Here is a 26,163-nt window from a genome sequence, read left to right on the forward strand (position 1 = left end):
AGGGGCGTGCCCGACTACTCGAGCAGTTTGCCCGCGGTGGCGACCTCGCGGATGAGGGACTGGATCTCCTCCGGGACCGCGGGGATCTGCTCGCGGGTGATCCCGGTGGCGGGGGACCAGACCAGGTTCACCTGGAGGGCCGGGTCGAGGTCCGGGTAGTCGCTGCGGTTGTGGCAGCCGCGGCTCTCGCGGCGCTCGAGGGCGGCCTCGAGGGTGGCGCGGGCGGCCATGGCGGCCGACTTCAGGTCGAAGGCGTGCGCGAGGTCCTGGAACCCGGCGATGTCGGGGTGCACGCCGATGTCGGAGATGCGCGCCTCGATCGCGTCGAGCTCGGCGAGGCCGGCGAGCAGGCCCTCCTCGTCGCGGACGACTCCGGCGTGCTCGGTCATCGTGTTGCGGATGGCGCGCTGCAGGGCGCGGACGTTCTCGGTGCCGTCGGCGGCCAGCAGGGCGGCGATCTCGTCGCGGGCGACCTGCAGCGACGCCGCCGAGCGGGTCTGCGCGGTCAGAGACGCGGAGTACTCCGCCGCGGCCTGCCCGACGATGCGGCCGAAGACGAGCAGCTCGATGAGCGAGTTGCCGCCGAGCCGGTTCGCGCCGTGCAGTCCGCTGGAGGCCTCGCCGATAGCGTAGAGGCCGGGGACGTCGGTGCTGTGGTCGTCGGAGCGGACCCAGACGCCACCCATCGAGTAGTGCGCGGTCGGCGCGATCTCGATCGGGTCCGTCGTGATGTCGAGCATCTGCAGCTCGAGCATCGTCTGGTAGACGCGGGGGAGCCGGGTCATGATCGTCTCGCGCGGCAGGTGCGAGACGTCGAGCCAGACTCCGCCGTTCGGCGTGCCGCGACCCTCCTTGATCTCGGTGTAGCAGGCCAGCGCTACGCGGTCGCGGGTCGAGAGCTCGAGCCGCTCCGGGTCGTACTTGTGCATGAAGCGCTCGCCGAGGCCGTTGCGGAGGATGCCGCCCTCGCCTCGCGCCGCCTCGGAGATGAGCGTGCCGGCCGCGTTCTCGGGCTCGATGATGCCCGACGGGTGGAACTGCACCAGTTCGGGGTCGCGCAGGCGGCCGCCGGCCTCGACGGCCAGGCGGAACGAGTCGCCCGTGTTCTCGTCGCGGCGCGAGGAGGTGCGGCGCCAGATGCGGTTGTGGCCGCCGGCGGCGAGGATGACCGCGTCGGCGTGGATGAGGTAGCGGGTGCCGTCGACGAGGTCGAAACCGTAGGCGCCGAAGACGGCTCCGTCCTCGTTGGTGAGGATGCGCGTGACGTAGACGGTGTCGAGGATCGGGATCTCGAGCTGAGCGGCGCGGTTGACGAGCGTGCGCTGGATCTCGAGGCCTGTGTAGTCGCCCGCGAAGGCGGTGCGGCGGTAGGTATGGGCGCCGAAGAAGCGCTGCGAGATGCGGCCGTCGTCCTCGCGGGCGAACGGCATGCCGTAGCGCTCGAGGTCCTGGATGCCGCGGGCGGCGTTCTTCGTGACGATCTCGACGGTGTGGGGGTTCGCGAGCAGGTACGACTCGGTGATGGTGTCGGCGGCGTGCTGCTGCCAGCTGTCGTCGGGGTCCATCGTGGCGAGAGCCGCGTTGATGCCGCCGGCGGCGAGCGAGGTGTGGGCGTCCGACTTCGAGCGCTTGCCCAGCGCGAGGACGTCGACGCCGGCCTCGGCCAGCTCGATCGCGGCGCGCAGGCCCGAGCCGCCGGTGCCGATGACGAGGACGGAGGTGGAGATCCGGCGCTCCGGGGTGGTGGTCGCTGAAGTGGTCATGACTCCATGCTAGGTTTCGGGCGTCGATTACTCCAATGCATCTTTCGCGTGTAGATGATGCGCGTAGGCTATGCACGTGAACTTCGAGCAGCTGACCGGATTCGTCGAGATCGCGCGCTCGGGCAGCTTCACCCGCGCAGCCGAGTCGCTGCACCTGGCGCAGCCCTCGCTGAGCAGGCAGATCGCCGCGCTGGAGCAGGATCTGGGGTCGGAGCTGTTCCACCGGTCCCGCGCGGGCAACACACTCACCTCGGCCGGCGAGCTCCTCCTGCCGCTCGCGCGGCGCATGCTGGCCGATGCGGAGTCGGTGCGCCGCGAGCTGGCTGAACTCGCCGGACTCGAGCGCGGCCGGGTGCGCTTCGGCGCGACTCCGACGCTCTGCATCAGCCTCGTCGCCGAGGTGCTGCACGCGTTCCACGCGGCGCACCCCGCCATCGAGCTGCACCTCGCCGAGGACGGCTCGCGCAGCCTCTTCGACCGCCTCGCCCGGGGCGAGCTCGATCTCGCGCTCGTGACGACGTCGACCGCGGCGGCCCTCGGTGCGTTCACCGTGACTCCGCTGCTCGTCGAGGAGCTCGTCGTGGTCTCATCGGCCGCGGAGCCCGCGTTGGCGGAGTCGGGCGCGCTCGATCTGGCAGCCGTGGCCCGCCTGCCGCAGATCGTCTTCAACTCGAGCTACGACCTGCGCCGCACGACCGACGCGGCGTTCTCGGCGGCCGGCCTGACGCCCGACGTCGTGCTGGAGGGGGCCGAGATGGACGCGGTGCTGCGCTTCGCCGAGCGGGGCCTCGGCGTCGCGATCGTGCCGGCGATGGTGCTGCAGGGGCGACCGGGGCTGCGGTCCGTGCGGATCGAGGAGCCGACGCGGCTGACCCGGACCATCAGCCTCGCGCGGCCGGCGGATCTGGCGCCGACGGCGGCCGTTCGGGTGATGCAGCGGACGATCGCGGCGACGGCGCGGGCGTTCGCGGCGCAGGCGGGCGGGACGATGCGGGTGGCGGAGGGGCGGGAGTCGGCGGAGGGGCGCGGGTAGCGGCCGCTGGTCGTGGAGGATGCCGCTCCGTGTGGCGGAACGCCGGTCCTGTCTGAGAGGGCTCCGACGCAGTGTCACCGCCACGCCGACACCGGCGCGATCAGTGGGCGGAGCCGCCCTCGATCCGGGCCGGGCGACTTCGCGCAAGACCCGTGACATCCGTTCGGCCCCCTGCCTACACTCCTCGGAGCACAGGCCGCACCAGGGATCCGAGCAGCCGCTCGGCGTCTGCATCTCTTCCCTCCTCTCGGTCGTTCGTCTTCGCAGAGAGACGAGCGGAGAGGCTCGACGACGATGTCTGAGAGAAGGACTCCGTCCAGGCGGACGATCCTCGCCGCCTCCGTGGCCGGCGCGGGAACGGTCGCCTTCGCCACCCCGGCTGTCGCCGCGGGCGACCTCGGCGCGGTCCCGAAGCTCCCCGGCGAGGTGTCCCGGATGGCGACCGCGACCTCGCGCACCGGGAGGAAGCGCTACGAGATCATCGACGTGGTCATCGCGGGAGACCGGTCCCGGCTCTTCGTCCCGCACGCGGCCCCGCCTTCGCAGAGCGTCGGAGCGACGATGCTCTGGTACTACCACTCGCTCAACGCGAACCACACCGCGCTCTCGAGCGCCTTCGCCTACTCGGCGGACCTGGCGGTGGACCGCGGGATCGTCAGCATCTGCCCGACCTACGGCGGCGGCACCTACACCAGTGCCCGGGCGATCGAGATCCAGGTCGCCGTGGCCGCGTGGGCGTCGTCGGTCTGGCGCATCGACGCGAGCCTGCTGCGCTCCGACTCCGGTGGCGGCCCGCTGCTCGCCTGGGCCTACGGCAACCGGATGCTCCCGCGGATCCTCGGTGCGTACTTCACCAGCAGCTCCTACGACCTGGAGGAGCGCGCGGCCAGCGAGCCGCAGAAGGTGCTGCCGTACTTCCCCGACGCCGCGGCCATCGCCGCCGCGAATCCCGCCCGTCTTCAGCAGGAGGTCTGGCGCGGGACGCGGTTCCGGATCACGGGCTCTCCGGACGACGTCGTCGTGCCGTTCGCGATGCACGGCATGGCGCTGCACGCGGCCGCGCTGCCGGTCGCGAAGGAGGCGACCCTCCGCTCCCACCCGGGCGAGGGCACCAACGGGCACGCCGCTCCGAGCTTCACGAACAAGGAGATGCTGGAGTACTTCACGCGGTGGCTCGCCGAGGGACCGGTGAGCGAGCCGTCGGCGGTGCTCCCGGGCGCGGGGACGTACGAGAACGGCTCGGACGAGATCGTGACGACCGGGACGTGGTCGACGCTGACGTCGGCGTCGGACAGCGGAGGGAGCATCTCGTACTCGAGCACGGCGGGTGCCTCGGCGACTCTCGCGTTCACGGGCACGGGGATCAGCTGGGTGAGCCGCCTCACCTCGTCCTCCGGCATCAACGAGGTGCAACTCGACGGCGTGAAGGTCGCGACGGTCGACAGGTACAGCGCGACGACCCGTGCGAAGCAGACGGTGTGGAGCAGCGGGCCGCTCCCCGCGGGCGACCACACGCTCACCGTCTCCCGCGGAACCACCCGCAACCCCGCGGCCACCGGCTCCAACCTCCTCCTCGACGCGTTCGTCGTCACCGACGCCGTGCCACCGCCCGCGACAGCGCTTCCGGGCGCGGGGACGTATGAGAACGGGTCGGACCGGATCGTGACGACCGGGACGTGGTCGACGCTGACGTCCGCGTCGGACAGCGGCGGGAGCATCGCGCACTCGAGCTCGGCGGGCGCGTCGGCGACGCTGTGGTTCACGGGGACGGGGGTGAGCTGGGTGAGTCGTCTCACGAGTTCGTCGGGGATCAACGAGGTGGAGCTGGACGGGGTGAAGGTCGCGAGCGTCGACCGGTACAGCGCGACGACGCGGGCGAAGCAGACGGTGTGGAGCAGCGGGCCCTTGGCCGCGGGGCCGCACTCGGTCACGGTTTCTCGGGGGACGGGGCGGAATCCTGCGTCCACGGGGACGAACGTGATCCTCGATGCGTTCGTCGTCGTCGATGCGACTGCGGTGCCGACGACGTAGGGTCCGATCGCGCTCGCGACGGAGTCCCTCAGCCGAGCAGCGCTTCTCGGAGTGACAGCGATCTAGTAGTGCCGCGGCGGACTACGAGACTCGCAACGCGCGTGACGAATCCATCCGAATCGAGGAATCCCAAGGCTGCCGGCTGAAGGAGCGTTGATATTCACTCAACCGTGATGGTGGAGAGCGCCGATACGTCGAGTCTCCGCGACTGCCAGACGGTGCGACGGCCTGACCATCGTCAAGATCGCTGCGAGCCCGAAAAGGCTCGCTGCCCCAGCGAAGGTGGTCAACAGCCAACCCGGACCCATGACGACCTCGGTGCCGGATGCGTTGGTGAACGTGCACTCGAGGCCAAGCGGGAAGCGGCTGATCCGAGCGCGGACGTCCCCATCGGCGCTGTCGCCGGGACCCGTCGTCGCTCGAGCGACGTCCGACAGGCAGGACCCCTCCATCGTCCGAGCCTCGTACAAGCCGCCCGCCACCGGCAGGGCGAACAGAGCAGCCAGGAGGAGAAGCCAGACGGTGAGGATGATCCGAGCGCGGGTCGTCATGCTCGCGAGAATATCGAGGGCACTTCTCGCCCGGGCGGGAGTCGCAGTTCTACATCACGCCGACAATCCCCAAGCCCATCTCTTCACGATCGCTGGCGAGCAGCCCTATGGCGGGTTCACAGGCGGGCGGTTCGATGGGGCCGGTGCGCGCCGCGGGGCTTGGACGTGCCTGCACTCTCCCACCGGCGCCTCTAGATGGGCCATCTCTGCGGTCTCGTCAGTGGTCGTGCGCGGCCTGAATGCCTTCGGGCCGCCCGAGGTAGCCGCGGACTTCCAGCCAATCGAGGATGTTGTCCTGCGTTGCAGACCACGTACCCTCGTGATAATAGGGGGAGCTGGGATCGTAGAAATCGTCGGTGACCCCGGCGCCGTAGATCATGAAGTCGTGCGGAGTTCCGACGGCTGCCATTCCGAGGTGCGCGTCCATGTAACTGCTCGCGTATGTGGCGCCGGCCTCGGCATAGATTCCGCGGACGGCGACTTCCGGGAACAGAGAAAAGTCTGGTCGCGGCGTCGGAAGCGAACAGGAAACTAGCCCCACGGACGTCAGAATGTCATGTGCTAAGACAAGACTTCTCCACGCTTCTGTTCCCGCCTTGCCGAAAGCGATGAGTGAAAGAGGGATATTGGGACGAGACTTGTGTAGTTGAGCCAGTGCTTCCGCGATCTGCGCCGCCTTCAGCTCGCTCTCGGTCGCGAGATGAACTGAAGCGTAGCCGGCGTTACTCAGCCGTTCAGTGAGATCCGGCAGAAATGCCGCAGTACTCGAATCTGCTCCGCAGAGAACGAGAACGACGCCGATGTCGGAGGATGTTCTCGTCTCCGCCCATTCCGCTGCCACCTCGCCCCCATCGAGTAAGAAGGTCACGGGTTTCGTCGTGATTCCTGCGCTCTCGGCGCAGGATGTGAGGCTGAGTGCGCCGCCTCCGACGAGCCCGAGAAAAACTGACCGCCGTGAGAGCGGCGCGGCGGCCAGTTCACAGAGCTGTCGATAGGCCGACGGCGGCCGGTTCAGATCTCCTCTTTCGCCGCGCCGATTCCGGTGGTGCCGGAGACGCGATCGGTGCAGTCGTTCTCGTTCATATAGAGCTGCCACTTGTTCGAGTTCGCACCGGTTCCCTTCACGCACCAGTACCCCAGGAAGCGTCCCGGATACTGCTTCATGAAGTTCGCGCCGGCGGTCCTGCACTTAGCTTGTGTGGTGTAGTAGCCCCACGGATAGACCGCGGCGAGTTCGATCGTGGCACTGCCGTCGGCAGTTCCGGTGACCGCGGTGCCGGTGGTGTTGCCCTCCGCTTTCACGAGCACAGCCTCGCTCGACGAAGGCGCGGGCACCGACGCTCCGATCGCCGCAGTGACGGCGATCGACGACGTGATCAGACCCACGGCCATGACGACCGAGGTGACGATCAGCGATGTCTTCTTGTGCATATCTCCTCCTTTGGATGAGCCTCTCGACGCAGAACCCGGTCGGCTGCTGCATTCGAGTGTGAGCGCCTACCAGGCGACTGCGTGTGTGGGCTTGAGCCAGCTGTCGAGCGCCACAATTCCCCCCGGGTACGGTTCGAGTCGTTCTGCGAGACGCGGCGTGATCTGCCGCACCCACCCACTCGCGCGGTACAGCCCTCGCGGGTCCAGGCCCTCACCCGACATGAAGAGCCCGGCGGAGTTCTCTTCGTCCGAGAGGATCTGTTGCACGGCATCGAGATCAGCCCGCGTCCACGGGCTCGGCACGACGACCAGCGTTTCTTGTAGCAACGGTCGAAGCGCCGCCTCGACGGCCGCTGCGTCGACCGCGCTCACCACGTGAGCGGTCGCATTGCCTGCTCGGACCTGTGCGTGATGGAGGGCGGACCCCCGATCGATGAGTTCGCGAACCACCTCGTCACGGCGACCGGTGTCGGCTGTTGTGCTCATGGTGTCGAGAATCGGCAAGTCAAGATCAACTTGCTCCCCGAGAAGGGGGGAGAATCGGAATTCTGACTCGCCGTCGGGAGATGACTCGAGCTGGGCGACCACGACTGCCGCACCATCCCACGTGCCGACGACTGAAGCGGAAGCGCGCGGCAATGTTCCATCCCACCCGAGAAGATCGACGGCCATCGGCTCAACCGGCGCTATCCGCCCGGACGGGTCGGCCCACAGCGGAACAAGCCGCGGCACTGAATCGTCATTGATTAGTCTGCCTCGAAGGCGAACCCGATCATTCGTTCGCAGAATTCGGGATGCAAGATTCATCTTTTCCCCTTTCGTCACCTCCGTTGGTGACCTGATCGAAGGACTCACCGCTCAGGGATGATTCGCGCAGTCGTGTTCATACTGGTCACAAGATGGACGAAGCAAGGGCGGAGCGGGCGTGTGGGGCCGATTTCGAGCTAACTCAATTCATGGTCCCCAGATCCATTACGCGAGTCACGCTAGTGGCCGCCCGGGTTCCCGCCTAGGCGAGGACGGCGTTTTGCGCCTGTGTGGCGTCTAGTGTCGGTCGGGAGATGGGTCTGCCTGCGAGAGGGTGTCCGGCGTCGCGGTTAGGCATTTATCGGCAGACGGTTACAACTGCACCCCATCGAGCGCGTGCGTGGAACGTCGACACGTGTCCGAGTGGTGGCCGCCGACGAGGCCGCACGCAACCATCTCCTGCTCGGCAAAGCCGAGTGACGGCCGTCGCCAGTGAAGACGGCACACAACTCCTGCGCTGTGAGCCTGTGCTCGAGGTCATCGCCCAGCGGGCAGGCCCGTTCGGAGTCGTCGTCTACCGCGCCCACGTGGAGGCCGGCTCCGCCTCGCTGCGATCCAGGGTGCTGGCCGTTGCGGTGTCCACGTGATCCGGACGGCGATCTGCAGGATGCGAGGCGCCTGGGCCGCGATTGTTGCGCCCCTGGGAGCGGCCGGGTCGGTGGTGCAGGTAGAGCGGCCTGAGCGAGGACCGCACATCGTGTCAGTGAACCGATGTCGTGCGGACAGTAGACCGGGCATTCCCGAACGGAGATTTCGACCGGTGTTCGCCGAGACCACCGCCCAGGAGGGGCTCGCGTGCACCTGCGCGCGCGCCCACCTTCACGCCGATGATTCCCGCGGCACCAGCCGCACCGGCATCCGACGGACGCCCGGCGTCGCTCCGCCGCGGATCGCGTGCGACAGCTCCTCCGCTGCGGCCCGCCCCAGGGTCTCGAGCTGCATGTCGATGCTCGACAGCGGCGGCCGCGCGGCCTCGACCAGCAGGTCCCAGTTGTCGAAGCCCACGACCGCGACGTCCCGCGGCACCCGCCGCCCGCTCTCGCGGAGGTGGTCCAGCGCCCCTCGAGCGATCTGGTCGCTCGCGCAGATGATCGCGTCGAGGTCCGGGTGCGCATTCACGAGCTCCTCCGCGCACTGCCGCCCCCAGCTCTCGGACCACTGGCCGTAGAGCACGTCGCCGCCGACCAGCGACAGACCCGCCTCCGTCAGCGCCTGCTGCACGCCGGCCGCGCGATCACGGGCGGCCGCGTAGCTGGGTTCGCCGTTGATGAGGGCGATGCGGCGGCGGCCGCGGTCGAGCAGGTGTCCCGCGGCGAGGAGGCCGGCCTGCGCGTTGTCGGGCGTGAAGGACGAGTCGGCGGGATCCTCCGAGGGGGCGTAGGCGTAGACCACCGGCACGGGGATCGTGCTCGTGATCGACGGGCGCGAGTTCGTGGTGCGGCCCAGGATCACGATGCCGTCGACGCGCTTGGCGAGCAGGTTCTTGATGTGGTGCTGCTCGCGGATGGAGTCGCCGCGGGCGTCGCAGAGCAGCACCGAGGTGGAGCCGGCGCCGAAGGCGTCCTCGGCGCCGAGGAGGACCGGCAGCACGAAGCGGTTGTCGAGGTCGCTGGTGAGCATGCCGATCGTGCCGGTGCGCGACGAGTTCAGGGCCTTCGCGAACGGGTTCGGGGTGAACGACAGCGAGGCGGCGGCGTCGAGGACGCGCTGGCGGGTCTCGGCGCGCACCTGGTCGCGGTTGTTCAGGGCCTTCGACGCCGTGGCGACCGAGACGCCGGCGACGCGGGCGACGTCGGTCAGGGTGATCGAGCCTGTGGGCTTGCGCGGGGTCACGGCGTCCTCCGATCGGCGGCGCGGATGAGCGCTCCGCCCGATCCTCGCACGAGTCCGCGAAAAACCGAAAAGGCCGAAACGTAACGCACTCTTGACGCCCGCCAGCCGCGTGCGTAGGTTCATCCCGCAGAAAGTAGTTTCGGTAACACCGCGAAGGCGGACCGGAACCGACCCGTCAACGACGAAGGGAACATCCGTGAGGACGAGGAAGTACGTACGGGGCCTCAGCGCCGCCGTCGCGCTGGGAGCGGCGGCGGCCGCACTGACCGGCTGCGCAGGAGGATCCGGAGACGGCTCCAGCTCGGCCGCGGGAGGAACCTACACGTTCTGGGACCCGTACCCCCAGTTCGACGAGAGCAGCGACTGGGCGAAGCTCATCGACGCCTGCGGGACGGAGGCGGGGGTGACCGTCGAGCGCACCGGCTACGACACCACCGACCTGACCAACAAGGCGCTGCTCGCGGGGCAGCAGGGCAACTCGCCCGACATCCTCCTCGTCGACAACCCCGTCGTCTCGACGCTGGCCGAGTCGGGGATCCTGACCACCACCGCCGAGAACGGGCTCGAGACCGGCGACATCGACGCGAACATCCTCGCGGCGGGGCAGACCGGCGGCGACACGTTCGGCGTGCCGATCGGGGCCAACACCCTCGCGCTCTACTACAACACGACCGTGCTGGCCGCGGCGGGCGTCGACATCGCCTCCGTCACCGACTGGGCGAGCCTGACCGACGCGCTCGCGAAGGTCACCGCCTCGGGCGGCAAGGGCATCACGTTCTCGGGCATCGGCACGGAGGAGGGGAGCTTCCAGTTCCTCCCGTGGTTCTGGGGATCGGGCGCCGAGCTCACCGAGCTCGACTCGCCCGAGGCCGTCCAGGCCGTCTCGCTCTGGACCGACTGGGTCGAGAAGGGCTACGCGCCCAACTCCGTCATCGGCAACACGCAGACCACCAGCTGGCAGGAGTTCGAGACCGGCGAGTACGCGTTCGGCGAGAACGGCACCTGGCAGCTGGCCAACGCGAAGGCCTCCGGCATCGACTACGGGATCCTCACGATCCCCGCGATCGACGGCGGATCCGCTCCGGCGCCGACCGGCGGCGAGTTCCTCACCCTCCCGGTCCAGAGCGACGAGTCGCGCTACGAGACCACCGCGGCGATCGCCGAGTGCCTGACGTCGACCGACAACCTCGTCACGACGGACAACACGCTCTCCTACATCGCGCCGACCGCTGCCGCCCAGGAGGCGCAGGTCGCCGGGAACGCCGACCTCGAGCCGTGGGTCGAGGCGGTGCAGTCCGCCAAGGGCCGCACCTCGGACGACCTCGGTACGAAGTACCCGCAGATCTCGGAGCAGCTCTGGACTGCCGTGCAGAACGCGCTGAGCGGCTCGCAGTCGCCCGAGGACGCACTGAAGGCCGCGCAGGTCGCGGCCGAGTCCGCCACGAAGTAGCCGGATGAGCCGGGTCGGTGCCGCGCGCGCCGACCCGGCCGTCAGAGGGAAGAGACCATGACCACCACCACCGAGACCGCCCGGCTGCTGCAGCGTGCAGGCGAGCGGAGGGACGCCGCCCCGGCGGTCGTCGCTCCGCCCCGGCGCCGCACGCGCCTCGAGGGCAGCCAGCTGATCGCGTGGGCGTTCCTCGCTCCGCTGGTCGTCTACCTGCTCGTCTTCTACGCGTTCCCGCTCTACCGCAACCTCGAGCTGAGCCTGAAGGACTACACGGTCCGCTCGTTCGTGCAGGGCGACGCGGCGTTCATCTGGTTCGACAACTACATCCAGGTGTTCCAGGACGCGACCTTCGGGCCGGCGCTCCTGCACACGGCCGTCTTCACGGTCGTGTCGATCGCGTTCCAGTTCTCGATCGGGCTCGCGCTGGCGGTCTTCTTCTACCGCACCTTCCCGCTCTCGGCGACGCTGCGGGCGCTGTTCCTGGTGCCGTGGCTCCTGCCGTTGATCGTGTCGGCGTCGACCTGGTCGTGGATGCTGAACAGCGAATCCGGGATCGTCAACGCGTTCCTGCAGACGTTCGGCATCGGGCAGATCAACTGGCTCACGTCGCCGTCGACCTCGCTGATCGCGGTGCTGATCGCCAACATCTGGATCGGCATCCCGTTCAACCTCGTGATCCTCTACTCCGGTCTGCAGAACATCTCGCAGGACCTCTACGAGGCGGCCTCGCTCGACGGCGCGACCGGCGCCCAGCAGTTCTGGCGCATCACGCTGCCGCTGCTGCGGCCGGTCTCGGCGATCACGATCCTGCTCGGCCTCGTCTACACGCTGAAGGTGTTCGACATCATCTGGATCATGACGAAGGGCGGCCCGGCCGACTCGTCGACGACGCTCGCGACCTGGACCTACCAGCTCGGCTTCGGCTCGATGCTGCCCGACTTCGGACCCGCGGCGGCGGTCGGCAACCTGCTGATCCTCCTCGCCCTCGCGTTCGGGGTCGTCTACATCCGGGTGCAGCGGAAGCAGGCGCAGTCGTGACCGCGCGCAGGCCCTGGTGGCTGACCGCGATCGGTCTCGTGCTCACCGGGATCATGCTGTTCCCCGTCTACTGGATGGTGAACGTCTCGCTCACTCCGACTGGCTCGATGCGCAAGGATCCGCCGGACTGGTTCCCGCTCTCCCCCACCTTCACCGGCTACGAGGCGGTGCTGCGCGAGCAGCTGCCGTTCCTCGGCACCAGCCTGATCGTGGGGATCGGGACGGTCCTGCTCACGGTGGTCATCGCCGCTCCGGCCGCGTACTCGCTGGCGAAGCTGCGGCCGCGCGGAGGGAACGGGGTCTCGTTCGTGCTGCTGATCGCGCAGATGATCCCGGCGATCATCATGGCGATGGGCTTCTACGCCATCTACCTCAACCTCGGGCTCCTGAACTCGGTGGCCGGGCTGATCGTCGCCGACTCCACCATCGCGGTGCCGTTCGGCGTGCTGATCTTCACCGCGTTCATGTCGGGGATCCCCGACGAGCTGACCCAGGCGGCGCGGATGGACGGCGCGAGCGCCTGGCGCACCTTCACGTCGGTGATCATGCCGATCAGCCGCAACTCCGTCGTCACCGTCTCGCTCTTCGCGTTCCTCTGGGCGTGGTCCGACTTCGTCTTCGCCTCGACGCTCGACAGCGGAGGGGACCTGCAGCCGATCACGCTCGGCATCTACCGCTACATCGGCAACAACAACCAGGAGTGGAACTCGATCATGGCGACCGCCGTCGTCGCCTCCCTCCCCGCCGCCGTGCTCCTCGTCGTCGCCCAGCGCTACGTCTCCGCAGGAGTCACCGCCGGCGCCGTCAAGGACTGACCGTTCCACCTAGGAGAACTCCGTGACCACGACGTCCCCCGCGACCACCACCGCCCTCGGCGGGCCGGTCGCTCCCGGCTCCGGTCGGCTGCGCCCGCTCGGGCAGCACGAGATCCGCCTGACCGGCGGCTTCTGGAAGCAGTACCAGGACCTCGGCGCGCAGGCCGTGATCGGCCACTGCCTCTCGTGGATCGAGCGCGTGGGCTGGGCCGGCAACTTCGACCGCGCGGCGAACGGCACGATCTCGGACGCCTCCGAGAACCGCCACGCGGGCATCGAGTTCGTCGACTCGGAGGTCTACAAGCTGCTCGAGGCGATGGCCTGGGAGCTGGGCCGCTCCGACGACGCGGACCTCGCCTCCTCCTACGACGCCCTCGTCGCCCGGGTCGCCGCGGCGCAGGAGGAGGACGGCTACGTGCACACGAGCTTCGGCCGCGAGGGGCAGCCCGCCCGGTACTCGAACCTGGAGTGGGGGCACGAGCTGTACTCGTTCGGGCACCTGATCCAGGCGGCCGTGGCGCGGCTGCGCACGGGGCGCGACGACCTGCTGCCCGCGGTGGCGCGACGGCTGGCGGAGCACGTCTGGCGCGAGTTCGGGCCGGAGGGACGCGTCGCGGTCTGCGGGCACCCCGAGATCGAGCCGGCGCTCGCCGAGTTCGCCCGCGCCACGGGGGACGGGCGCTGGCTCGAGCTCGCCCGCCTCTTCGTCGAGCGCCGAGGCACGGGCACCCTCGGCGCCGTGCAGTTCGGGCCGGAGTACTTCCAGGACGACGTCCCCGTCCGCGAGGCGGACGTGCTCCGCGGGCACGCGGTCCGCGCGCTGTACCTCGCGGCCGGAGCCCTCGACGTGGCGGTCGAGACCGGCGACGCCGAGCTCGAGGACGCCGTGCGGCGCCAGTGGTCGAGCACCGTCTCGCGGCGCACGTACATCACGGGCGGCATGGGCTCGCACCACCAGGACGAGGCGTTCGGAGCCGACTACGAGCTGCCCTCGGACCGGGCCTACGCCGAGACCTGCGCGGCCATCGCCTCCGACATGCTCAGCTGGCGGCTGCTGCTGCGCTCGGGCGACACGGCGTACGCCGACCTGATCGAGAGGACCCTCCTGAACGCGGTGCTGCCGGCGACGCGCGCCGACGGCCGCGCCTTCTTCTACACGAACACCCTGCAGCAGCGGGTCGACGGAGTGGAGCCCGACGAGTCGGTCGAGACCGACCGGGCGCAGTCGAGCCTGCGGGCTCCGTGGTTCTGGGTGTCCTGCTGCCCGACGAACACGGCGCGGACGCTGGCGAGCGTCGAGCTGGGCTTCGCGACGGCCGACGACGCCGGCGTGCAGCTGCACCAGTACGGCGCCTACCGGATCGAGACCGACGGCATCGCCCTGCAGGTCGAGACCGAGTACCCCGCCGACGGAGAGATCGCGGTGCGCATCGAGCAGGACGCGGAGTTCTCGCTCACCCTGCGCATCCCGCCGTGGGCGCGCGGCTCGGCGCTGCTCGACGGTTCTCCTGTCGAGGAGGCGCGCGACACGGTGACCGTGCGGCGCGCCTTCCGCGCGGGCGAGGTCGTGCGGCTGTCGCTCCCGATGACCGCGCGATTCGTGACGCCCCACCCGCGCATCGACGCCGTTCGCGGGCAGGTCGCGCTCGAGCGCGGCCCCTTCGTACTGGCGGTCGAGTCGATCGACCTGCCCGCCGGGCTCGACACGGAGCACATCGTGGTCGACCGCTCGGTGGAGCCGGTGCCGACGCCGGGAGGCGGCGCCCGCGCGGCGATCGCGGCGGTCAGCGCGCAGGAGGAGGAGTGGGCGTACGGGGCTCCCTCGGTCTCCGTGGAGCGGCCTGTCGACGTCGAGTTCCGGCCCTACTACACGTGGGCGAACCGCGGGCCGTCGACGATGCGCATCTGGACTCCCGCGCTCTGAGGGCGTAGGACTGTCGTGCCCGCGGGGGCGCGGATCTTCGGGTGATCCGCGCCCCGGCGGGTTCTCCCGATGCGGGCGGTTCTCCGAGGAGGAGTCACCTCATGCGGATGCCTGCCTGCCTGCTGATCGAGTAGCCCGCGGAGCGGGCGTATCGAGATCCGGCGCGCATGGGACCCTGATCCGACACGACGGAGGGGGTGCACCGTGGGCGCGATGGACGATCTGATCGGACCGGAGGTGGTCGCGCGGCTGCGCGAGGCTCTGCGGGAGGTCGCTCCGCTCGACCTGCCCGCGCTGACCGAGGCTCCGGGTGCGCTGGACGGCCTCCGGCTCCGGCAGCGCGTGGACCTCGTGCGCGACGCGCTGCTGAGCGACCTGCCCGCAGGGTTCCCGGCCGTCGAGGGCCTCGTCCTCGAGCTCGTCGAGCAGCCGCTCCTCGACGGCTGGATGATCTGGCCGGTGACGGAGCTCGTCACCGTCCGCGCTCTCGAGAGCGGATCCGCCGAGCATTTCGACGCGGCGCTCGCACTGCTCGCCCGGCTGACCGTCGGCCTGACGGGCGAGTTCGCGATCCGCGACCTGCTCATCGCCCGCCCCGAGCGGGCGCTCGCCGTGATGCTGACCTGGACGGACCACGAGAACGAGCACGTGCGACGGCTCGCCACCGAGGGCTCGCGCGCCTTCCTGCCCTGGGCGAAGCGCGTGCCGTGGCTGATCGCGCACCCGCGCGCGACCCGGGGGATCCTCGACGCCTCCTACCGCGACTCGTCGGAGTACGTGCGCCGCTCGACGGCCAACCACTTGAACGACCTCAGCCGCCTCGATCCGGAGATCGTGATCGAGACGGCCGCCGGCTGGTCGGCGGACCCGGACGCGAACACGCCCCGGGTGGTGCGCCACGCACTCAGGACCCTGCTGAAGAAGGGCCACCCGGCGGCGCTCGTCCTCGCGGGCTTCGACGGCGGACTGCTGCGGGTCGGCCGGCCGCGTCTCTCCGTCGACGTCGTGCCCTGGGGCGGCTCGGTCGAGATCTCGGCGGAGGTCGTCAACGAGGGCGGGACGGAGGCGACGGTCGTCATCGACTACTCGATCGGCTTCCAACGGGCCGACGGCTCGGTCCGGCCCAAGACCTTCCGGCTCGCGACCCGGCGCCTCGCCGCGGGCGAGAGGGCGACCGTGACCCGGACGCACTCCTTCCGCGAGATCACGACGCGGCGGTACTACCCGGGCGCCCACTCCGTCACCGTGCAGGCGAACGGCGTGGTGTCGACGCCGATCGACTTCGTGCTCGAGAGCTGACGGCTCGGCGCCGCCTGAGGACACCGCGCCGCTCACGACACAGCGCCGCCCGGGAGGAACGGCCTCCCGGGCGGCGCTGCGTGCGGTGCGGAGTGCTACGCGTCGGTGCGCGAGTCGACGTCCTTCGCGGTCTCGATCGGCTCGCCCTCGACGCTCGCACGGTCGGACTTGCCCCGGTCGCCGCGGGTCTTGAGCAGGCTCGCGATCGTGGCGACGGCGATCGTCGCTCCGATGAAGGTGAGCGAGAACCAGATCGGGATCTCGGGCACCCACAGCAGCGGCTCGCCGCCGTTGATGAAGGGCACCTCGTTGACGTGCAGGGCGTGGAACACGAGCTTCACGGCGATGAACGCGAGGATCACGGCGAGGCCCTGGCTGAGGTAGACGAGGCGCTCGAGCAGTCCGCCGATGAGGAAGAACAGCTGGCGCAGACCCATCAGCGCGAAGGCGTTCGCGGTGAACACGATGTAGGCCTCGCTGGTCAGGCCGTAGATCGCGGGGATCGAGTCGAGCGCGAAGACGAGGTCGATGAAGCCGATCGCGACGATCGTCAGCAGCATCGGAGTGACGAAGCGCTTGCCGTCCTTCTTCACGGTCAGCTTGTCGCCGTGGTACTCGTCCGTGACGGGGAGGATGCGGCGCACCAGGCGCATGAAGGCGTTGTTCGACGGGTCGCCGTGGTCGCCCTTGATCTGCTGGTACGCGAGGACGAAGAGCAGGGCGCCGAACAGGTAGAAGACCCACGAGAAGTTCTCGATCAGCGCCGCACCGACGGCGATGAAGGCTCCGCGCATGATCAGCGCGATGACGATGCCGATCATCAGCACCTTCTGCTGGTACTTCTTCGGCACCGCGAAGCCGCTCATGATGATGAGGAAGATGAAGAGGTTGTCGAGCGACAGCGCCTTCTCGGTCAGGTAGCCGGCGAAGTACTCGCCGCCGTAGCGCCAGTCGGCGACGACGCCGATGCCGACACCGAACAGCAGCGCGAGGCCGATGTAGAAGGCCGACCAGCGGGCGGATTCGCCGATGGTCGGTTCGTGGGGCTTCCTCACGTGGACGAAGAACTCGTAGACGAAGAAGGCGATCGTCACGGCGATCGTGATCAGCCAGACGGCGGGGGTGACCTGCACGGCGTACTCCAAGGGGTGGGTGGTCGGGATGACACCAAGGTCTCCTCCACTCCACCGCGGACCTCAGGTCTTCGCGGGCGGAGCCGATGGCCCGGGATGCTCTGACGCATCCGTAATGACGGGCTCACCGCAGACGGGAGTACTCCCCTTGCTAGGGTCAACTGTAGCGAAAGGTGCGACGCGTCAACCTGGGAAGGGTCTGCGGTGGAGCCGCCGAGAAGCTGGGCGGGGTGCGACGTGATCGGGCGTACTCGGACGCGTGCCGGCCGGTCAGCGCGGGTAGGTCCTCAGGGGCACCGGCGGCAGGGCGGCCAGTTCGGGGGAGACGAAGCCGATGACGTCGGAGTAGTGGTCGACTCCGTCCTGGCGGAGGAACGACCAGCACTTGAGGGATCGCGGGCGCTTCGCCAGGGGAAGCGGCGTCGCCTCGACGACGATCAGTCCGCGGTCCTGGAGGAGGATGCGGGCGGTGAGCTTCTCGGCTCGGCCGTCGACCGTCCACAGGCCGACCGCGTGCAGGCGGCCCTCGCGGCTGTCGACTCCGAGGGACATCACCGAGCTGTAGTCGTCGGAGGCGGCGCCCATGCCGATCTGGAAGTCGCCCGCGGAGCCGTCGAGCACGAACGCGACGTCGAGCCCCGGGCGGTGCCGCACCGAGTACGTCGAGACCAGGCGACCGCGGCCGAACGACTCGGACCGGCTCTGCGCTGCGCGCACGTGATCCTCGGCCTGCCTGCGCTCCACGCCGTCCTCCTCCGCTCCGAGCACGGCGGTAGCGGCGCTGCCCCCGACCCTAGTGGGCGGTGCGAGCGCGGCGACGGGCGTCGGCCGCCGTTCGAGTGCGGGGCCGATCAGCCGGGAGCCGGCGACCCGTCGGCCGGTACGGTGGAACGGTTCCGAGCACCACCCCGCACCGACGAAGGAGCCCCCATGCCCACCACTGTGAGCGGCGTCATCGCCCGATCGAAGGGCGCTCCCGTGGAGCTCGTCGACATCGTGATCCCCGATCCCGGGCCTGGCGAGGCGGTCATCGACATCGAGACCTGCGGCGTCTGCCACACCGACTACCACTACCGCGAGGGCGGGATCAGCGACGACTTCCCGTTCCTGCTCGGCCACGAGGCCGCGGGCCGGGTCAGCGCGATCGGCGAGGGAGTGACGCACGTCGCCGTCGGCGACTTCGTCGTGCTCAACTGGCGCGCCGTCTGCGGCGAGTGCCGGGCGTGCGTGCGCGCGGAGCCCTGGTACTGCTTCAACACCTTCAACGCCACCCAGAAGATGACCCTCGAGGACGGCACGGAGCTCAGCCCCGCGCTGGGCATCGGCGCTTTCGCCGAGAAGACGCTCGTGCACGCCAAGCAGTGCACGAAGGTCGATCCGTCGGCGGATCCGGCCGCGGTCGGGCTGCTGGGCTGCGGGATCATGGCGGGCCTCGGCGCGGCGATGAACACCGGGAACGTGACGCGCGGCGACTCCGTCGCGGTCATCGGCTGCGGTGGAGTCGGCACCGCCGCCGTCGTCGGCGCGAAGCTGGCCGGAGCGAGCACGATCATCGCGATCGACCGCGACCCCAAGAAGCTGGTCGCGGCGCAGAAGCTCGGCGCGACCCACGTCATCGACTCGAGCGGACTCGACGAGGCGGGAGTCGTCTCGGCGGTCCAGGAGCTGACGGACACCTTCGGCGCCGACGTCGTGATCGACGCGGTCGGCCGCCCCGAGACGTGGCGGCAGGCGTTCTACGCCCGCGACCTCGCCGGCACGGTCGTGCTCGTCGGGGTGCCGACGCCCGAGATGACCCTCGAGATCCCCCTCCTCGACGTCTTCGGCCGCGGTGGATCGCTGAAGTCGAGCTGGTACGGCGACTGCCTGCCCGAGCGCGACTTCCCGATGCTGACCGACCTCTACCTCCAGGGCCGACTGCCGCTGGACGAGTTCGTGAGCGAGCGGATCGGCATCCGCGACATCGAGCAGGCCTTCGCCACGATGGCCGGCGGCGACGTGCTGCGCTCGGTGGTGGTGCTCTGATGGGCGCGCGGATCGACCACCTCGTCACCAGCGGCACGTTCAGCCTCGACGGCGGCACCTGGGAGGTCGACAACAACGTGTGGATCGTCGGCGACGACTCCGAGTGCGTCGTCATCGACGCCGCGCACGACGCCGACGCGATCCTCGCGGCGGTCGGCGAGCGGACCCTCGTGGCCGTACTGCTGACCCACGCCCACGACGACCACATCGACGCGGTGGCGGGCGTGCGCGAGGCGACGGGTGCGCCCGTGCTGCTGCACGACTCCGATCGCATGCTCTGGGACGTGGTGCACCCCGACAGCGCGCCGACCGCGGCGCTCGCCGACGGCCAGCGGATCGCCGTGGCCGGCATCGAGCTCGAGGTGCGGCACACGCCCGGCCACTCGCCCGGAGCGGTCTGCTTCGTGGCCGAGGAGCTCGGCACGGTCTTCACGGGCGACACCCTCTTCCAGGGCGGACCGGGCGCGACCGGACGCTCCTACAGCGACTTCCCGACGATCATCGAGTCGATCACCGAGCGACTGCTGACGCTGCCGGCCGACACGGTCGTCCGCACCGGGCACGGCGACTCGACGACGATCGGGGCGGAGGCGCCGCACCGCGAGGAATGGATCGCGCGCGGGCACTGAGGGCGGGCCGGCTGCGGCCGGTCACCGGCTGAATCCCCTCAGAACTCAGGTTGAGAGGCCGATCGCGCGTGATCTGCGCTGATCCCGGCCTCTCAGCCTTACTTCTGCAGGCCTCGGCCGTCGGGCCGAGACGCGGCGATCAGATCCAGCCGTGCTCGCGGGCCTCGATCACCGCGCGCTGGCGCGTGTCGACCTGCAGCTTGCGGAGGATCGACGACACGTGGTTGCGCACGGTGCCGTTCGAGAGGTGCAGCGCGGCTCCGATCTGCCCGATGGTCTCGCCGCGGGAGCCGGCGCTGAGCACGTCGAGCTCGCGGTCGGTGAGGGGGCTGCGCGTCGTGGCGAGGGCGTCGGCGGCGATCTCGGGATCGACGTAGCGGCGGCCGCTGGCGACGAGGCGGATGACCTGCGCGACGTCCTCGGCGCGGCGCGACTTCGGGAGGAAGCCCGCGACTCCGACGGCCAGCGCACGGCGCAGCACGCCGGGGCGCGCGTGGCGGGTCACGACCACGACGCGGGTCGCGGAGGAGCGGCGCAGTCGCTCCGCGGCCTCGATGCCGTCCATGCCCGGCATCTCGACGTCGAAGAGGCAGACGTCGGGCTCGAGGCGCAGAGCCTCGGCCACCGCCTCCTCGCCGTCGCGGCACTCGCCGACGATCTCGAGGTCGTCCTCGAGGCGGAGCAGCGCGGCGAGGGCGGTGCGGATCATGTCCTCGTCGTCGGCGAGGAGCACGCGGATCACCGCGCACCTCCGACGGGCAGGCGCGCCTCGAGCTCGAAGGTGCGCCGCGTCGGACGGGTGCGCAGGGTGCCGCCGGCGCGCTCGATCCGCTCGGTCATGCCGGCGATGCCGACGCCCTGCTCGTCGGGCGCCTCCGGCTCGGCGGGGAGGTCGTTCTCGGCGTGGAACCGCCACTCGCCCTGGTCGCGGGCGAGTCGCAGGCGGGCGGACTCGCCTCCGCCGTGCTTGAGGATATTGGTCGTGCTCTCGCGGACCACGGGGCCGAGGGCCTCGGCCGGCGCGAGGTCCGCCTCCGGGCCGATGTCGAGCTGCACGCGCAGCCCGGCCGAGCGGAGGAGGTCGGCGGCGTTCTCGAGCTCGTCCGAGAGCGAGACGCTGCGGAAGCGGGTGGCGAGCTCGCGGGTGCCGGTGCGGGCGCCGTCGACGCTGCGCTGGGCGGCGCGGAGCTGATCGAGGGCGCCGTCGGGGTCGTCGCGGAGGAGGCGCTCGGCGAGCTCGAGCTGCAGGGCGATGACCTGGAGGTGGTGGCCCTGCAGGTCGTGGACGTCGCCCGCGAGGATCAGCCGCTCCTGCGCGGCCGCGAGGCGACCCTCCGCCGCCCGCGCGCGGTCGAGCTCGCGCACGATGTCCCACCACCAGAGCATGCTGACGATCGAGAAAGGCAGTGCGGCGGCGAAGATCAGCATCATCGGCCAGAGGTCGGCCGTGGACAGCGGCCCGGCGCTCAACCGCTCGTGCTCGAGCGCGGCCGACACCACGAGGGCGACGGTGAGGAGCCCGGTGAGGCGACCGCGGACGCCCCGCGGCCACGGCAGGACGCCGACCAGGACGAACGCGAGGGAGAGGGCGGAGGTGACGCTGCCGGTGGCGACCCCGACGCCGGCCGCCGCCGCGACTCCGACGACGAGGACCGCCGACGGGCCGACGGGCGAGTCCTCCCGTGCCCGGCGGTAGCGCAGGATCAGCATCGCGAAGGCGGCGCACCACACGGCGGCGCTCCCGAAGTACGCGGCGACGCGCCACGGCTGCGGATCGCCGACGAGGACCGGCACGGACCAGACGAACAGCACGGCGAGCACGAAGGAGCCCGCCGAGACGAGGGTGTACCACCAGGTGGCCGACACACCGCGGCCGGAGGGCGGGGCGACGTCGATCGTCTCGGGCGCAGTGCTCATGCCGCCCACAGTACGACCATGACGGATGTCACCCCTCGGGGGTGCGTTCCTCCCCTGCGGACGTGACCCGGCGGCACTGCCCGGGCGTCGGCTGCTGCGGTCGGATGGAGTCATCCCGAGAGACGGGAGGGCCGCCGACGCGGTCAGCAGAGCGGAGAGACGACATGTCGAACATCGCAGCCGACGCCATCCTCGGATTCCAGGACCTCCTCGCCCGGGTCCCCGACCTCGTGCAGCCCCTCGTGGTGGCCGCCGCCGGGGCCGTGCCGTTCATCGAGGGCGAGGGTGCGGCGAGCATCGGGATCATCGGCGGCATCAACCCCGTGATCGCCGCGATCTCGGGTGCCGTGGGCAACTTCGTCTGCGTGGCGCTGCTGGTGCTGCTGGGGGCGGGGGTCCGCTCGGCCGTCACGAAGGGGCGGACGCGGAAGTCCTCCGCGCGGCGTGAGAAGTTCCAGCGCGCGTTCACCCGCTACGGGGTGCCCGGAGTGAGCCTGCTGGGGCCGCTGCTGCTGCCGACGCACTTCACGGCGGTGATGCTCGCGGGGGCCGGAGTGGCGAAGGGGCGCGTGCTGCTGTGGCAGGGCGTCGCGATCGTGCTGTGGACGACGGTGCTGACGGTGCTGGTGAGCCTCGCGGTGGGCGGGGCGGGGCTGGCCTGACGCGTTCGGAACCGAGGTCGGGAGGCTGTGGCGGGGCCGCTCGCGGGCCGCTCGCGGGCTCCGGCCCTCGGTTGCGGACGCGATCCGCGCGCCGGACCGTCGGAACGAAGGCTGAGAGGCCGGACTCGCGCTGGGTGCGCGACGTCCGGCCTCTCAGCCTTTCTTCTGCAGGCGGTTGCGCTGCGACCGGGCCTCAGGCGCTCACGCCGCGACGCGGGCGTGCGCGTCGGCCAGCAGCTCCACCGAGCGCAGGCGCGCCGGAGTCGCGAGCGACGCGTGGGCCACGATGACCTCGTCGGCGTCGGCCGAGCGGGCGAATCCGGCCACGTAGTCCGCGACCTCCTCGCCGGTGCCGACTCCGGTGTAGTGGGTCATGCTCGCCACGTGCGCGCCGACCGGGGCGCTCAGCAGGCTGTCGAGCTCGTCGTCCGAGAACTGCTGGTCGAGCGGGATCTGGCCGCTCTGCCGCAGCAGCATCAGCAGGCGCGCCCGCTTCATCTCGGCGAACTGGCGCTCGGCGTCGGCGGTCGTGTCGGCCGCGATGGCGTTCACTCCGGCGATCACGTAGGGCGCGTCGAGCTGCTCGGACGGGCGGAAGCCGCGGCGGTACTCCGCGACGGCCTGGTGCAGCGCGTCGGGCGCGAAGTGCGAGGCGAACGCGTAGGGGAGGCCGAGGGCCGCGGCGAGCTGGGCGCCGAAGAGCGAGGAGCCGAGGATGTAGAGAGGCACGCGGGTGCCGGCTCCGGGCGTCGCGCTGACGCCGGGGATCCGGGACTCGCCGGCCAGGAAGGCCTGCAGCTCGAGGACGTCCTGCGGGAAGCGCTCGGACGACTCCGGATCGCGGCGCAGTGCCCGGAACGTCGCCTGGTCGCTGCCCGGCGCACGGCCGAGCCCCAGGTCGATGCGGTCGGGGTGCAGGGTCGCGAGGGTGCCGAACTGTTCGGCGATCGTCAGCGGGGAGTGGTTGGGCAGCATGACGCCGCCGGAGCCGAGGCGGATGGTGGAGGTCTGCGACGCGACGTGGGCGATGAGCACCGAGGTGGCGCTCGACGCGATCGAGGCCATGTTGTGGTGCTCGGCGTACCAGACCCGGCGGTACCCGCTGCGCTCGGCCTGCTGCGCCAGCGCCACCGAGGCGGCGAAGCTGTCGCGCGCGGTCTCTCCGGGGGCGATGGGGGCGAGGTCGAGGATCGAGAGGGGAACGGTCATACGGGTGCCAACGCACGGGAGGCGCGGAGTGTTCCCGGCCCGACGACCGCACCTCTTCTCACTCGCGTCCGATCCTGCTACGGTGCTCTGAACCGGTTCAGTAAACCGGTTCAGACTCGACGAGGAGGCGCCCGATGGCGAGCAGGCCCACGATCCTCGACGTCGCCCGCGAAGCCGGGGTCAGCAAGGCGCTCGTCTCGTTCGCGCTGAACGACCGGCCCGGCGTCTCCGTCGGGACGCGCGAGCGGATCCTGCAGGTCGCCTCCGACCTGGGCTACCGGCCCAGCGTCACCGCCCGCTCCCTCTCGACCAGCGTCTCGTTCGCCGTCGGCCTCGTCGTCGCGCGCGACCCCGAGGTGATCGCCGCGGATCCGTTCTTCCCCTCCTTCATCTCGGGCGTCGAGCGCGTGCTCGCCGAGAACGGCCGGGTGCTCGTGCTGAGCGTCGTCGAGCCGGGACCGTCCGAGGAGGCGGTCTACCGCACCCTCGCCGCCGACCGCCGCGTCGACGGCGTCTTCCTCACCGACCTGCGCGAGGGCGACTCCCGGTCGGCGCTGCTCACCGAGCTCGGCCTGCCCGCCGTCACCCTCGGCCGCTACGACGGATCGGCGTCCCCGGCCGTCGTGATGGACGACGCGGCCGGCATCGCCGACGCGGTCGCCCACCTCGCCGCCCTCGGCCACGAGCGCATCGCCCACGTCGCCGGACCCGACCACCTGCTGCACTCGCAGCGGCGCTGCACCGCGTTCCTCCGCTCCTGCGCCGCCGCCGGCCTCGAGCCGGGCCCCGTCGTCGCCACCGACTTCAGCGCGGGCCAGGGCGCCCGGGCGATGGAGCAGCTGCTCGACCTCGCCGAACCGCCCACCGCGGTCGTCTGCGCGAACGACCCGATGGCCATCGCCGGCCTCGGCGTCGCGCACACCCGCGGGCTGCGGCTGCCCGACGACCTCTCGATCACCGGGTTCGACGACTCCGAGATCGCCGCCCACGTCTACCCGTCGCTGACCTCCGCCCGCACGCGCCCCGCGCGCTGGGGAGAGGCGGCAGCCCGCACGCTCCTGGATCTCATCGAGACCGGGAGCGCCCCCGACGTCGACCTCGAGCCCGCCGGGCTCGTCGTGCGCCACTCGACCGCTCCGCCGCGGCCGACCCACTGAGAGGCGCGCGCACCGCCGCGCGCGCCGAGCACAGGACAAGGAGAACACCATGAGCAGCTCGACGACGAGACGATGGCTCACCGGGATCGGCATCGCCTCACTGGCGACGATCGGCCTCACCGCCTGCAGTGGAGGGGGTGGAGGAGCCTCCACCGACCTCACCGCGACCGGCCCGATCACGATCTGGTACTCGAACAACGAGCAGGAGGTCGCCTGGGGAGAGGCGATGGTCGAGGCCTGGAACGCGGACAACCCGGACCAGGAGATCACCGGGCAGGAGATCCCCGCCGGCAAGAGCAGCGAGGAGGTCATCGGAGCCGCGATCACCGCCGGCAACGCGCCGTGCCTCGTCTTCAACACGGCCCCCAGCGCGGTCGGCCAGTTCGAGCGGCAGGGCGGCCTCGTCGACCTGTCGGAGTTCGAGGACGGCGACGACTACATCGAGACCCGCAGCGGCGACCTCGCCGAGCAGTACCAGAACGCCGACGGCGACTACTTCCAGATGCCGTGGAAGAGCAACCCGGTCGTCATCTTCTACAACAAGGACCTCTTCGCGCAGGCCGGCCTCGACCCCGAGAACCCGTCGCTGGCGACCTACGACGAGTTCGTCGCCACGTCGAAGACGCTCGTCGAGTCCGGAGCCGCGCCCGCCGCGATCCAGCCCGCGCCCACCAGCGAGTTCTTCCAGACCCAGTTCGACTTCATGCCGCTGTACGCCGCGGCCACCGGAGGGACGGGCCTGGTCGAGGACGGGAAGGCCACGTTCGCGAGCGAGGACGGCTACGCGGTCGCCGAGTTCTGGAAGAGCCTCTACGACCAGGGCCTCGCCGGCCGCGAGCAGTACCAGGGCGACGCGTTCGCAGACGGTCAGGCCGCCATGTCGATCGTGGGCCCGTGGGCCGTCTCGGTCTACGAGGACCTGAACTGGGGCTCCGTCTCGGTGCCCACCCCCGACGGCACTGCGGCCGAGGACACGTGGACGTTCAGCGACGCGAAGAACGTCGGCCTCTACTCCGCCTGCGAGAACAAGGGCACCGCCTGGGAGGTGCTGAAGTTCGCGACCAGCGAGGAGCAGGACCGCTCGCTGCTCGAGACCACCGGCCAGATGCCGCTGCGCACCGACCTGCAGACCACCTACGCCGACTACTTCGAGGCCAACCCCGCCTACCAGCGCTTCGGCGACCAGGCGAGCCGCACCATCGAGGTGCCGTCGGGACCGAACACGGTGCAGATGCTGCAGGCGATCCGCGACGCGTGGGGCAAGACCGTGATCTTCGGCGAGGGCGACGTGGAGTCGGCGCTCGACGGAGCGGCCGAGACCGTCACCGGGCTCGCCGGCCAGCAGTGAGCCGGCCGTGACCACGCTCACCCCGAAGGCTCCGGCGTCCACGGGCGCCGGGGCCCCGGGTCCGGCCGCGAAGCGGAGCCTGCTCCGCCGCGTGCTCGGACCCCAGCC

General features: G+C 70.6%; 23 protein-coding genes. 12 read left to right on the plus strand and 11 right to left on the minus strand.

Annotated features, from left to right (window positions below; all coding sequences use genetic code 11):
• Positions 1–14 precede the first annotated feature (14 nt).
• The gene (locus ASF46_RS17830; protein WP_056868862.1) at positions 15–1,763 is read right to left on the minus strand and encodes an L-aspartate oxidase; all 1,749 of its coding nucleotides are present in this window, start codon (positions 1,761–1,763) and stop codon (positions 15–17) included.
• Between the two features lie 70 nt (positions 1,764–1,833).
• Between ASF46_RS17830 and ASF46_RS17835 the strand changes: the two genes are divergently transcribed.
• Together ASF46_RS17835 and ASF46_RS17840 are read left to right on the plus strand one after the other, a co-directional pair.
• Positions 1,834–2,796 carry a LysR family transcriptional regulator gene (locus tag ASF46_RS17835; RefSeq protein WP_056868863.1) on the plus strand — a complete coding sequence of 321 codons (963 nt, stop codon included), beginning with the start codon at positions 1,834–1,836 and terminating at the stop codon, positions 2,794–2,796.
• Positions 2,797–3,090: 294 nt separating this feature from the next.
• Positions 3,091–4,827 (plus strand): hypothetical protein, encoded by a 1,737-nt coding sequence (locus ASF46_RS17840; RefSeq protein WP_157602755.1) that lies wholly within the window; start codon positions 3,091–3,093, stop codon positions 4,825–4,827.
• Between the two features lie 164 nt (positions 4,828–4,991).
• Here the strand turns inward: ASF46_RS17840 and ASF46_RS17845 are convergent, their stop codons facing one another.
• The 5 genes from ASF46_RS17845 to ASF46_RS17865 all read right to left on the minus strand — a co-directional run bounded on the left by ASF46_RS17845 (position 4,992) and on the right by ASF46_RS17865 (position 9,449).
• The gene (locus ASF46_RS17845) at positions 4,992–5,378 is read right to left on the minus strand and encodes a hypothetical protein (RefSeq protein WP_056868865.1); all 387 of its coding nucleotides are present in this window, start codon (positions 5,376–5,378) and stop codon (positions 4,992–4,994) included.
• Positions 5,379–5,595: 217 nt separating this feature from the next.
• Complete coding sequence (locus ASF46_RS19275) at positions 5,596–6,246, minus strand: hypothetical protein (RefSeq protein WP_157602758.1); 651 nt, start codon at positions 6,244–6,246, stop codon at positions 5,596–5,598.
• A 143-nt stretch (positions 6,247–6,389) separates the two neighbouring features.
• The gene (locus ASF46_RS17855; RefSeq protein WP_056868867.1) at positions 6,390–6,809 is read right to left on the minus strand and encodes a hypothetical protein; all 420 of its coding nucleotides are present in this window, start codon (positions 6,807–6,809) and stop codon (positions 6,390–6,392) included.
• Between the two features lie 66 nt (positions 6,810–6,875).
• Positions 6,876–7,616, minus strand: a complete 741-nt coding sequence (locus ASF46_RS17860; protein ID WP_157602761.1) for a hypothetical protein — start codon at positions 7,614–7,616, stop codon at positions 6,876–6,878.
• Positions 7,617–8,435: 819 nt separating this feature from the next.
• Positions 8,436–9,449, minus strand: a complete 1,014-nt coding sequence (locus ASF46_RS17865) for a LacI family DNA-binding transcriptional regulator (RefSeq protein ID WP_056868869.1) — start codon at positions 9,447–9,449, stop codon at positions 8,436–8,438.
• 196 nt (positions 9,450–9,645) lie between these two features.
• Here ASF46_RS17865 and ASF46_RS17870 point away from each other — a divergent pair, with 196 nt between their 5' ends.
• The 5 genes from ASF46_RS17870 (at position 9,646) to ASF46_RS17890 (ending at position 15,975) form a co-directional block, all read left to right on the plus strand.
• Entirely contained in the window at positions 9,646–10,899 is a 1,254-nt protein-coding gene (locus ASF46_RS17870; protein ID WP_056868870.1) for a sugar ABC transporter substrate-binding protein, read from the plus strand.
• Positions 10,900–10,956: 57 nt separating this feature from the next.
• Complete coding sequence (locus ASF46_RS17875; RefSeq protein WP_056868871.1) at positions 10,957–11,937, plus strand: carbohydrate ABC transporter permease; 981 nt, start codon at positions 10,957–10,959, stop codon at positions 11,935–11,937.
• Positions 11,934–12,752 carry a carbohydrate ABC transporter permease gene (locus tag ASF46_RS17880; protein WP_157602764.1) on the plus strand — a complete coding sequence of 273 codons (819 nt, stop codon included), beginning with the start codon at positions 11,934–11,936 and terminating at the stop codon, positions 12,750–12,752. The genes ASF46_RS17875 and ASF46_RS17880 overlap by 4 nt, the downstream gene beginning before the upstream one ends.
• A gap of 22 nt (positions 12,753–12,774) precedes the next feature.
• Positions 12,775–14,676, plus strand: coding sequence for a glycoside hydrolase family 127 protein (locus ASF46_RS17885; protein WP_056868872.1), 1,902 nt, complete (start codon positions 12,775–12,777; stop codon positions 14,674–14,676).
• A 213-nt stretch (positions 14,677–14,889) separates the two neighbouring features.
• Positions 14,890–15,975 (plus strand): hypothetical protein, encoded by a 1,086-nt coding sequence (locus ASF46_RS17890; protein ID WP_235577015.1) that lies wholly within the window; start codon positions 14,890–14,892, stop codon positions 15,973–15,975.
• Positions 15,976–16,070: 95 nt separating this feature from the next.
• On the opposite strand, the gene ASF46_RS17895 is transcribed toward ASF46_RS17890, so the two are convergent.
• Together ASF46_RS17895 and ASF46_RS17900 are read right to left on the minus strand one after the other, a co-directional pair.
• Positions 16,071–17,108 (minus strand): TerC family protein, encoded by a 1,038-nt coding sequence (locus ASF46_RS17895; protein ID WP_055788630.1) that lies wholly within the window; start codon positions 17,106–17,108, stop codon positions 16,071–16,073.
• Between the two features lie 270 nt (positions 17,109–17,378).
• On the minus strand, positions 17,379–17,852 hold the full coding sequence (locus tag ASF46_RS17900) for a hypothetical protein (RefSeq protein WP_056868874.1): 474 nt from the start codon (positions 17,850–17,852) through the stop codon (positions 17,379–17,381).
• A gap of 186 nt (positions 17,853–18,038) precedes the next feature.
• Between ASF46_RS17900 and ASF46_RS17905 the strand changes: the two genes are divergently transcribed.
• Positions 18,039–19,133 carry an S-(hydroxymethyl)mycothiol dehydrogenase gene (locus ASF46_RS17905; RefSeq protein ID WP_056868875.1) on the plus strand — a complete coding sequence of 365 codons (1,095 nt, stop codon included), beginning with the start codon at positions 18,039–18,041 and terminating at the stop codon, positions 19,131–19,133.
• Positions 19,133–19,762 (plus strand): MBL fold metallo-hydrolase, encoded by a 630-nt coding sequence (locus ASF46_RS17910; protein WP_056868876.1) that lies wholly within the window; start codon positions 19,133–19,135, stop codon positions 19,760–19,762. The genes ASF46_RS17905 and ASF46_RS17910 overlap by 1 nt, the downstream gene beginning before the upstream one ends.
• A gap of 139 nt (positions 19,763–19,901) precedes the next feature.
• Here the strand turns inward: ASF46_RS17910 and ASF46_RS17915 are convergent, their stop codons facing one another.
• Positions 19,902–20,504 (minus strand): response regulator transcription factor, encoded by a 603-nt coding sequence (locus ASF46_RS17915; RefSeq protein WP_056868877.1) that lies wholly within the window; start codon positions 20,502–20,504, stop codon positions 19,902–19,904.
• On the minus strand, positions 20,501–21,679 hold the full coding sequence (locus ASF46_RS17920) for a sensor histidine kinase (protein WP_162240199.1): 1,179 nt from the start codon (positions 21,677–21,679) through the stop codon (positions 20,501–20,503). The genes ASF46_RS17915 and ASF46_RS17920 overlap by 4 nt, the downstream gene beginning before the upstream one ends.
• A 164-nt stretch (positions 21,680–21,843) precedes the next feature.
• Here ASF46_RS17920 and ASF46_RS17925 point away from each other — a divergent pair, with 164 nt between their 5' ends.
• Positions 21,844–22,341: a hypothetical protein gene (locus ASF46_RS17925; protein WP_056868879.1), complete on the plus strand. Its 498-nt coding sequence runs from the start codon at positions 21,844–21,846 to the stop codon at positions 22,339–22,341.
• A 201-nt stretch (positions 22,342–22,542) separates the two neighbouring features.
• Here ASF46_RS17925 and ASF46_RS17930 read toward each other — a convergent pair whose 3' ends face one another.
• Entirely contained in the window at positions 22,543–23,550 is a 1,008-nt protein-coding gene (locus ASF46_RS17930) for an LLM class flavin-dependent oxidoreductase (RefSeq protein ID WP_055784674.1), read from the minus strand.
• Between the two features lie 134 nt (positions 23,551–23,684).
• On the opposite strand from ASF46_RS17930, the gene ASF46_RS17935 reads away from it, so the two are divergent.
• Both ASF46_RS17935 and ASF46_RS17940 read left to right on the plus strand, forming a co-directional pair.
• Positions 23,685–24,707 carry a LacI family DNA-binding transcriptional regulator gene (locus ASF46_RS17935; protein WP_056868880.1) on the plus strand — a complete coding sequence of 341 codons (1,023 nt, stop codon included), beginning with the start codon at positions 23,685–23,687 and terminating at the stop codon, positions 24,705–24,707.
• A 49-nt stretch (positions 24,708–24,756) separates the two neighbouring features.
• Positions 24,757–26,055 (plus strand): extracellular solute-binding protein, encoded by a 1,299-nt coding sequence (locus ASF46_RS17940; protein ID WP_056868881.1) that lies wholly within the window; start codon positions 24,757–24,759, stop codon positions 26,053–26,055.
• Positions 26,056–26,163: the final 108 nt, after the last annotated feature.

It is taken from the genome of Rathayibacter sp. Leaf296 (assembly GCF_001423045.1).
In the GTDB taxonomy this organism is placed as follows: Bacteria; Actinomycetota; Actinomycetes; order Actinomycetales; family Microbacteriaceae; genus Rathayibacter; species Rathayibacter caricis.

Bases quoted from the DNA above. Each gene is read 5' to 3' on its own strand.
- ASF46_RS17830 (WP_056868862.1), bottom strand. From the start codon at position 1,763: ATGACCACTTCAGCGACCACCACCCCGGAGCGCCGGATCTCCACCTCC.
- ASF46_RS17835 (WP_056868863.1), top strand. From the start codon at position 1,834: ATGCACGTGAACTTCGAGCAGCTGACCGGATTCGTCGAGATCGCGCGC.
- ASF46_RS17840 (WP_157602755.1), top strand. From the start codon at position 3,091: ATGTCTGAGAGAAGGACTCCGTCCAGGCGGACGATCCTCGCCGCCTCC.
- ASF46_RS17845 (WP_056868865.1), bottom strand. From the start codon at position 5,378: ATGACGACCCGCGCTCGGATCATCCTCACCGTCTGGCTTCTCCTCCTG.
- ASF46_RS17855 (WP_056868867.1), bottom strand. From the start codon at position 6,809: ATGCACAAGAAGACATCGCTGATCGTCACCTCGGTCGTCATGGCCGTG.
- ASF46_RS17860 (WP_157602761.1), bottom strand. From the start codon at position 7,616: ATGAATCTTGCATCCCGAATTCTGCGAACGAATGATCGGGTTCGCCTT.
- ASF46_RS17875 (WP_056868871.1), top strand. From the start codon at position 10,957: ATGACCACCACCACCGAGACCGCCCGGCTGCTGCAGCGTGCAGGCGAG.
- ASF46_RS17890 (WP_235577015.1), top strand. From the start codon at position 14,890: ATGGACGATCTGATCGGACCGGAGGTGGTCGCGCGGCTGCGCGAGGCT.
- ASF46_RS17905 (WP_056868875.1), top strand. From the start codon at position 18,039: ATGCCCACCACTGTGAGCGGCGTCATCGCCCGATCGAAGGGCGCTCCC.
- ASF46_RS17910 (WP_056868876.1), top strand. From the start codon at position 19,133: ATGGGCGCGCGGATCGACCACCTCGTCACCAGCGGCACGTTCAGCCTC.
- ASF46_RS17920 (WP_162240199.1), bottom strand. From the start codon at position 21,679: ATGAGCACTGCGCCCGAGACGATCGACGTCGCCCCGCCCTCCGGCCGC.
- ASF46_RS17925 (WP_056868879.1), top strand. From the start codon at position 21,844: ATGTCGAACATCGCAGCCGACGCCATCCTCGGATTCCAGGACCTCCTC.
- ASF46_RS17930 (WP_055784674.1), bottom strand. From the start codon at position 23,550: ATGACCGTTCCCCTCTCGATCCTCGACCTCGCCCCCATCGCCCCCGGA.
- ASF46_RS17935 (WP_056868880.1), top strand. From the start codon at position 23,685: ATGGCGAGCAGGCCCACGATCCTCGACGTCGCCCGCGAAGCCGGGGTC.
- ASF46_RS17940 (WP_056868881.1), top strand. From the start codon at position 24,757: ATGAGCAGCTCGACGACGAGACGATGGCTCACCGGGATCGGCATCGCC.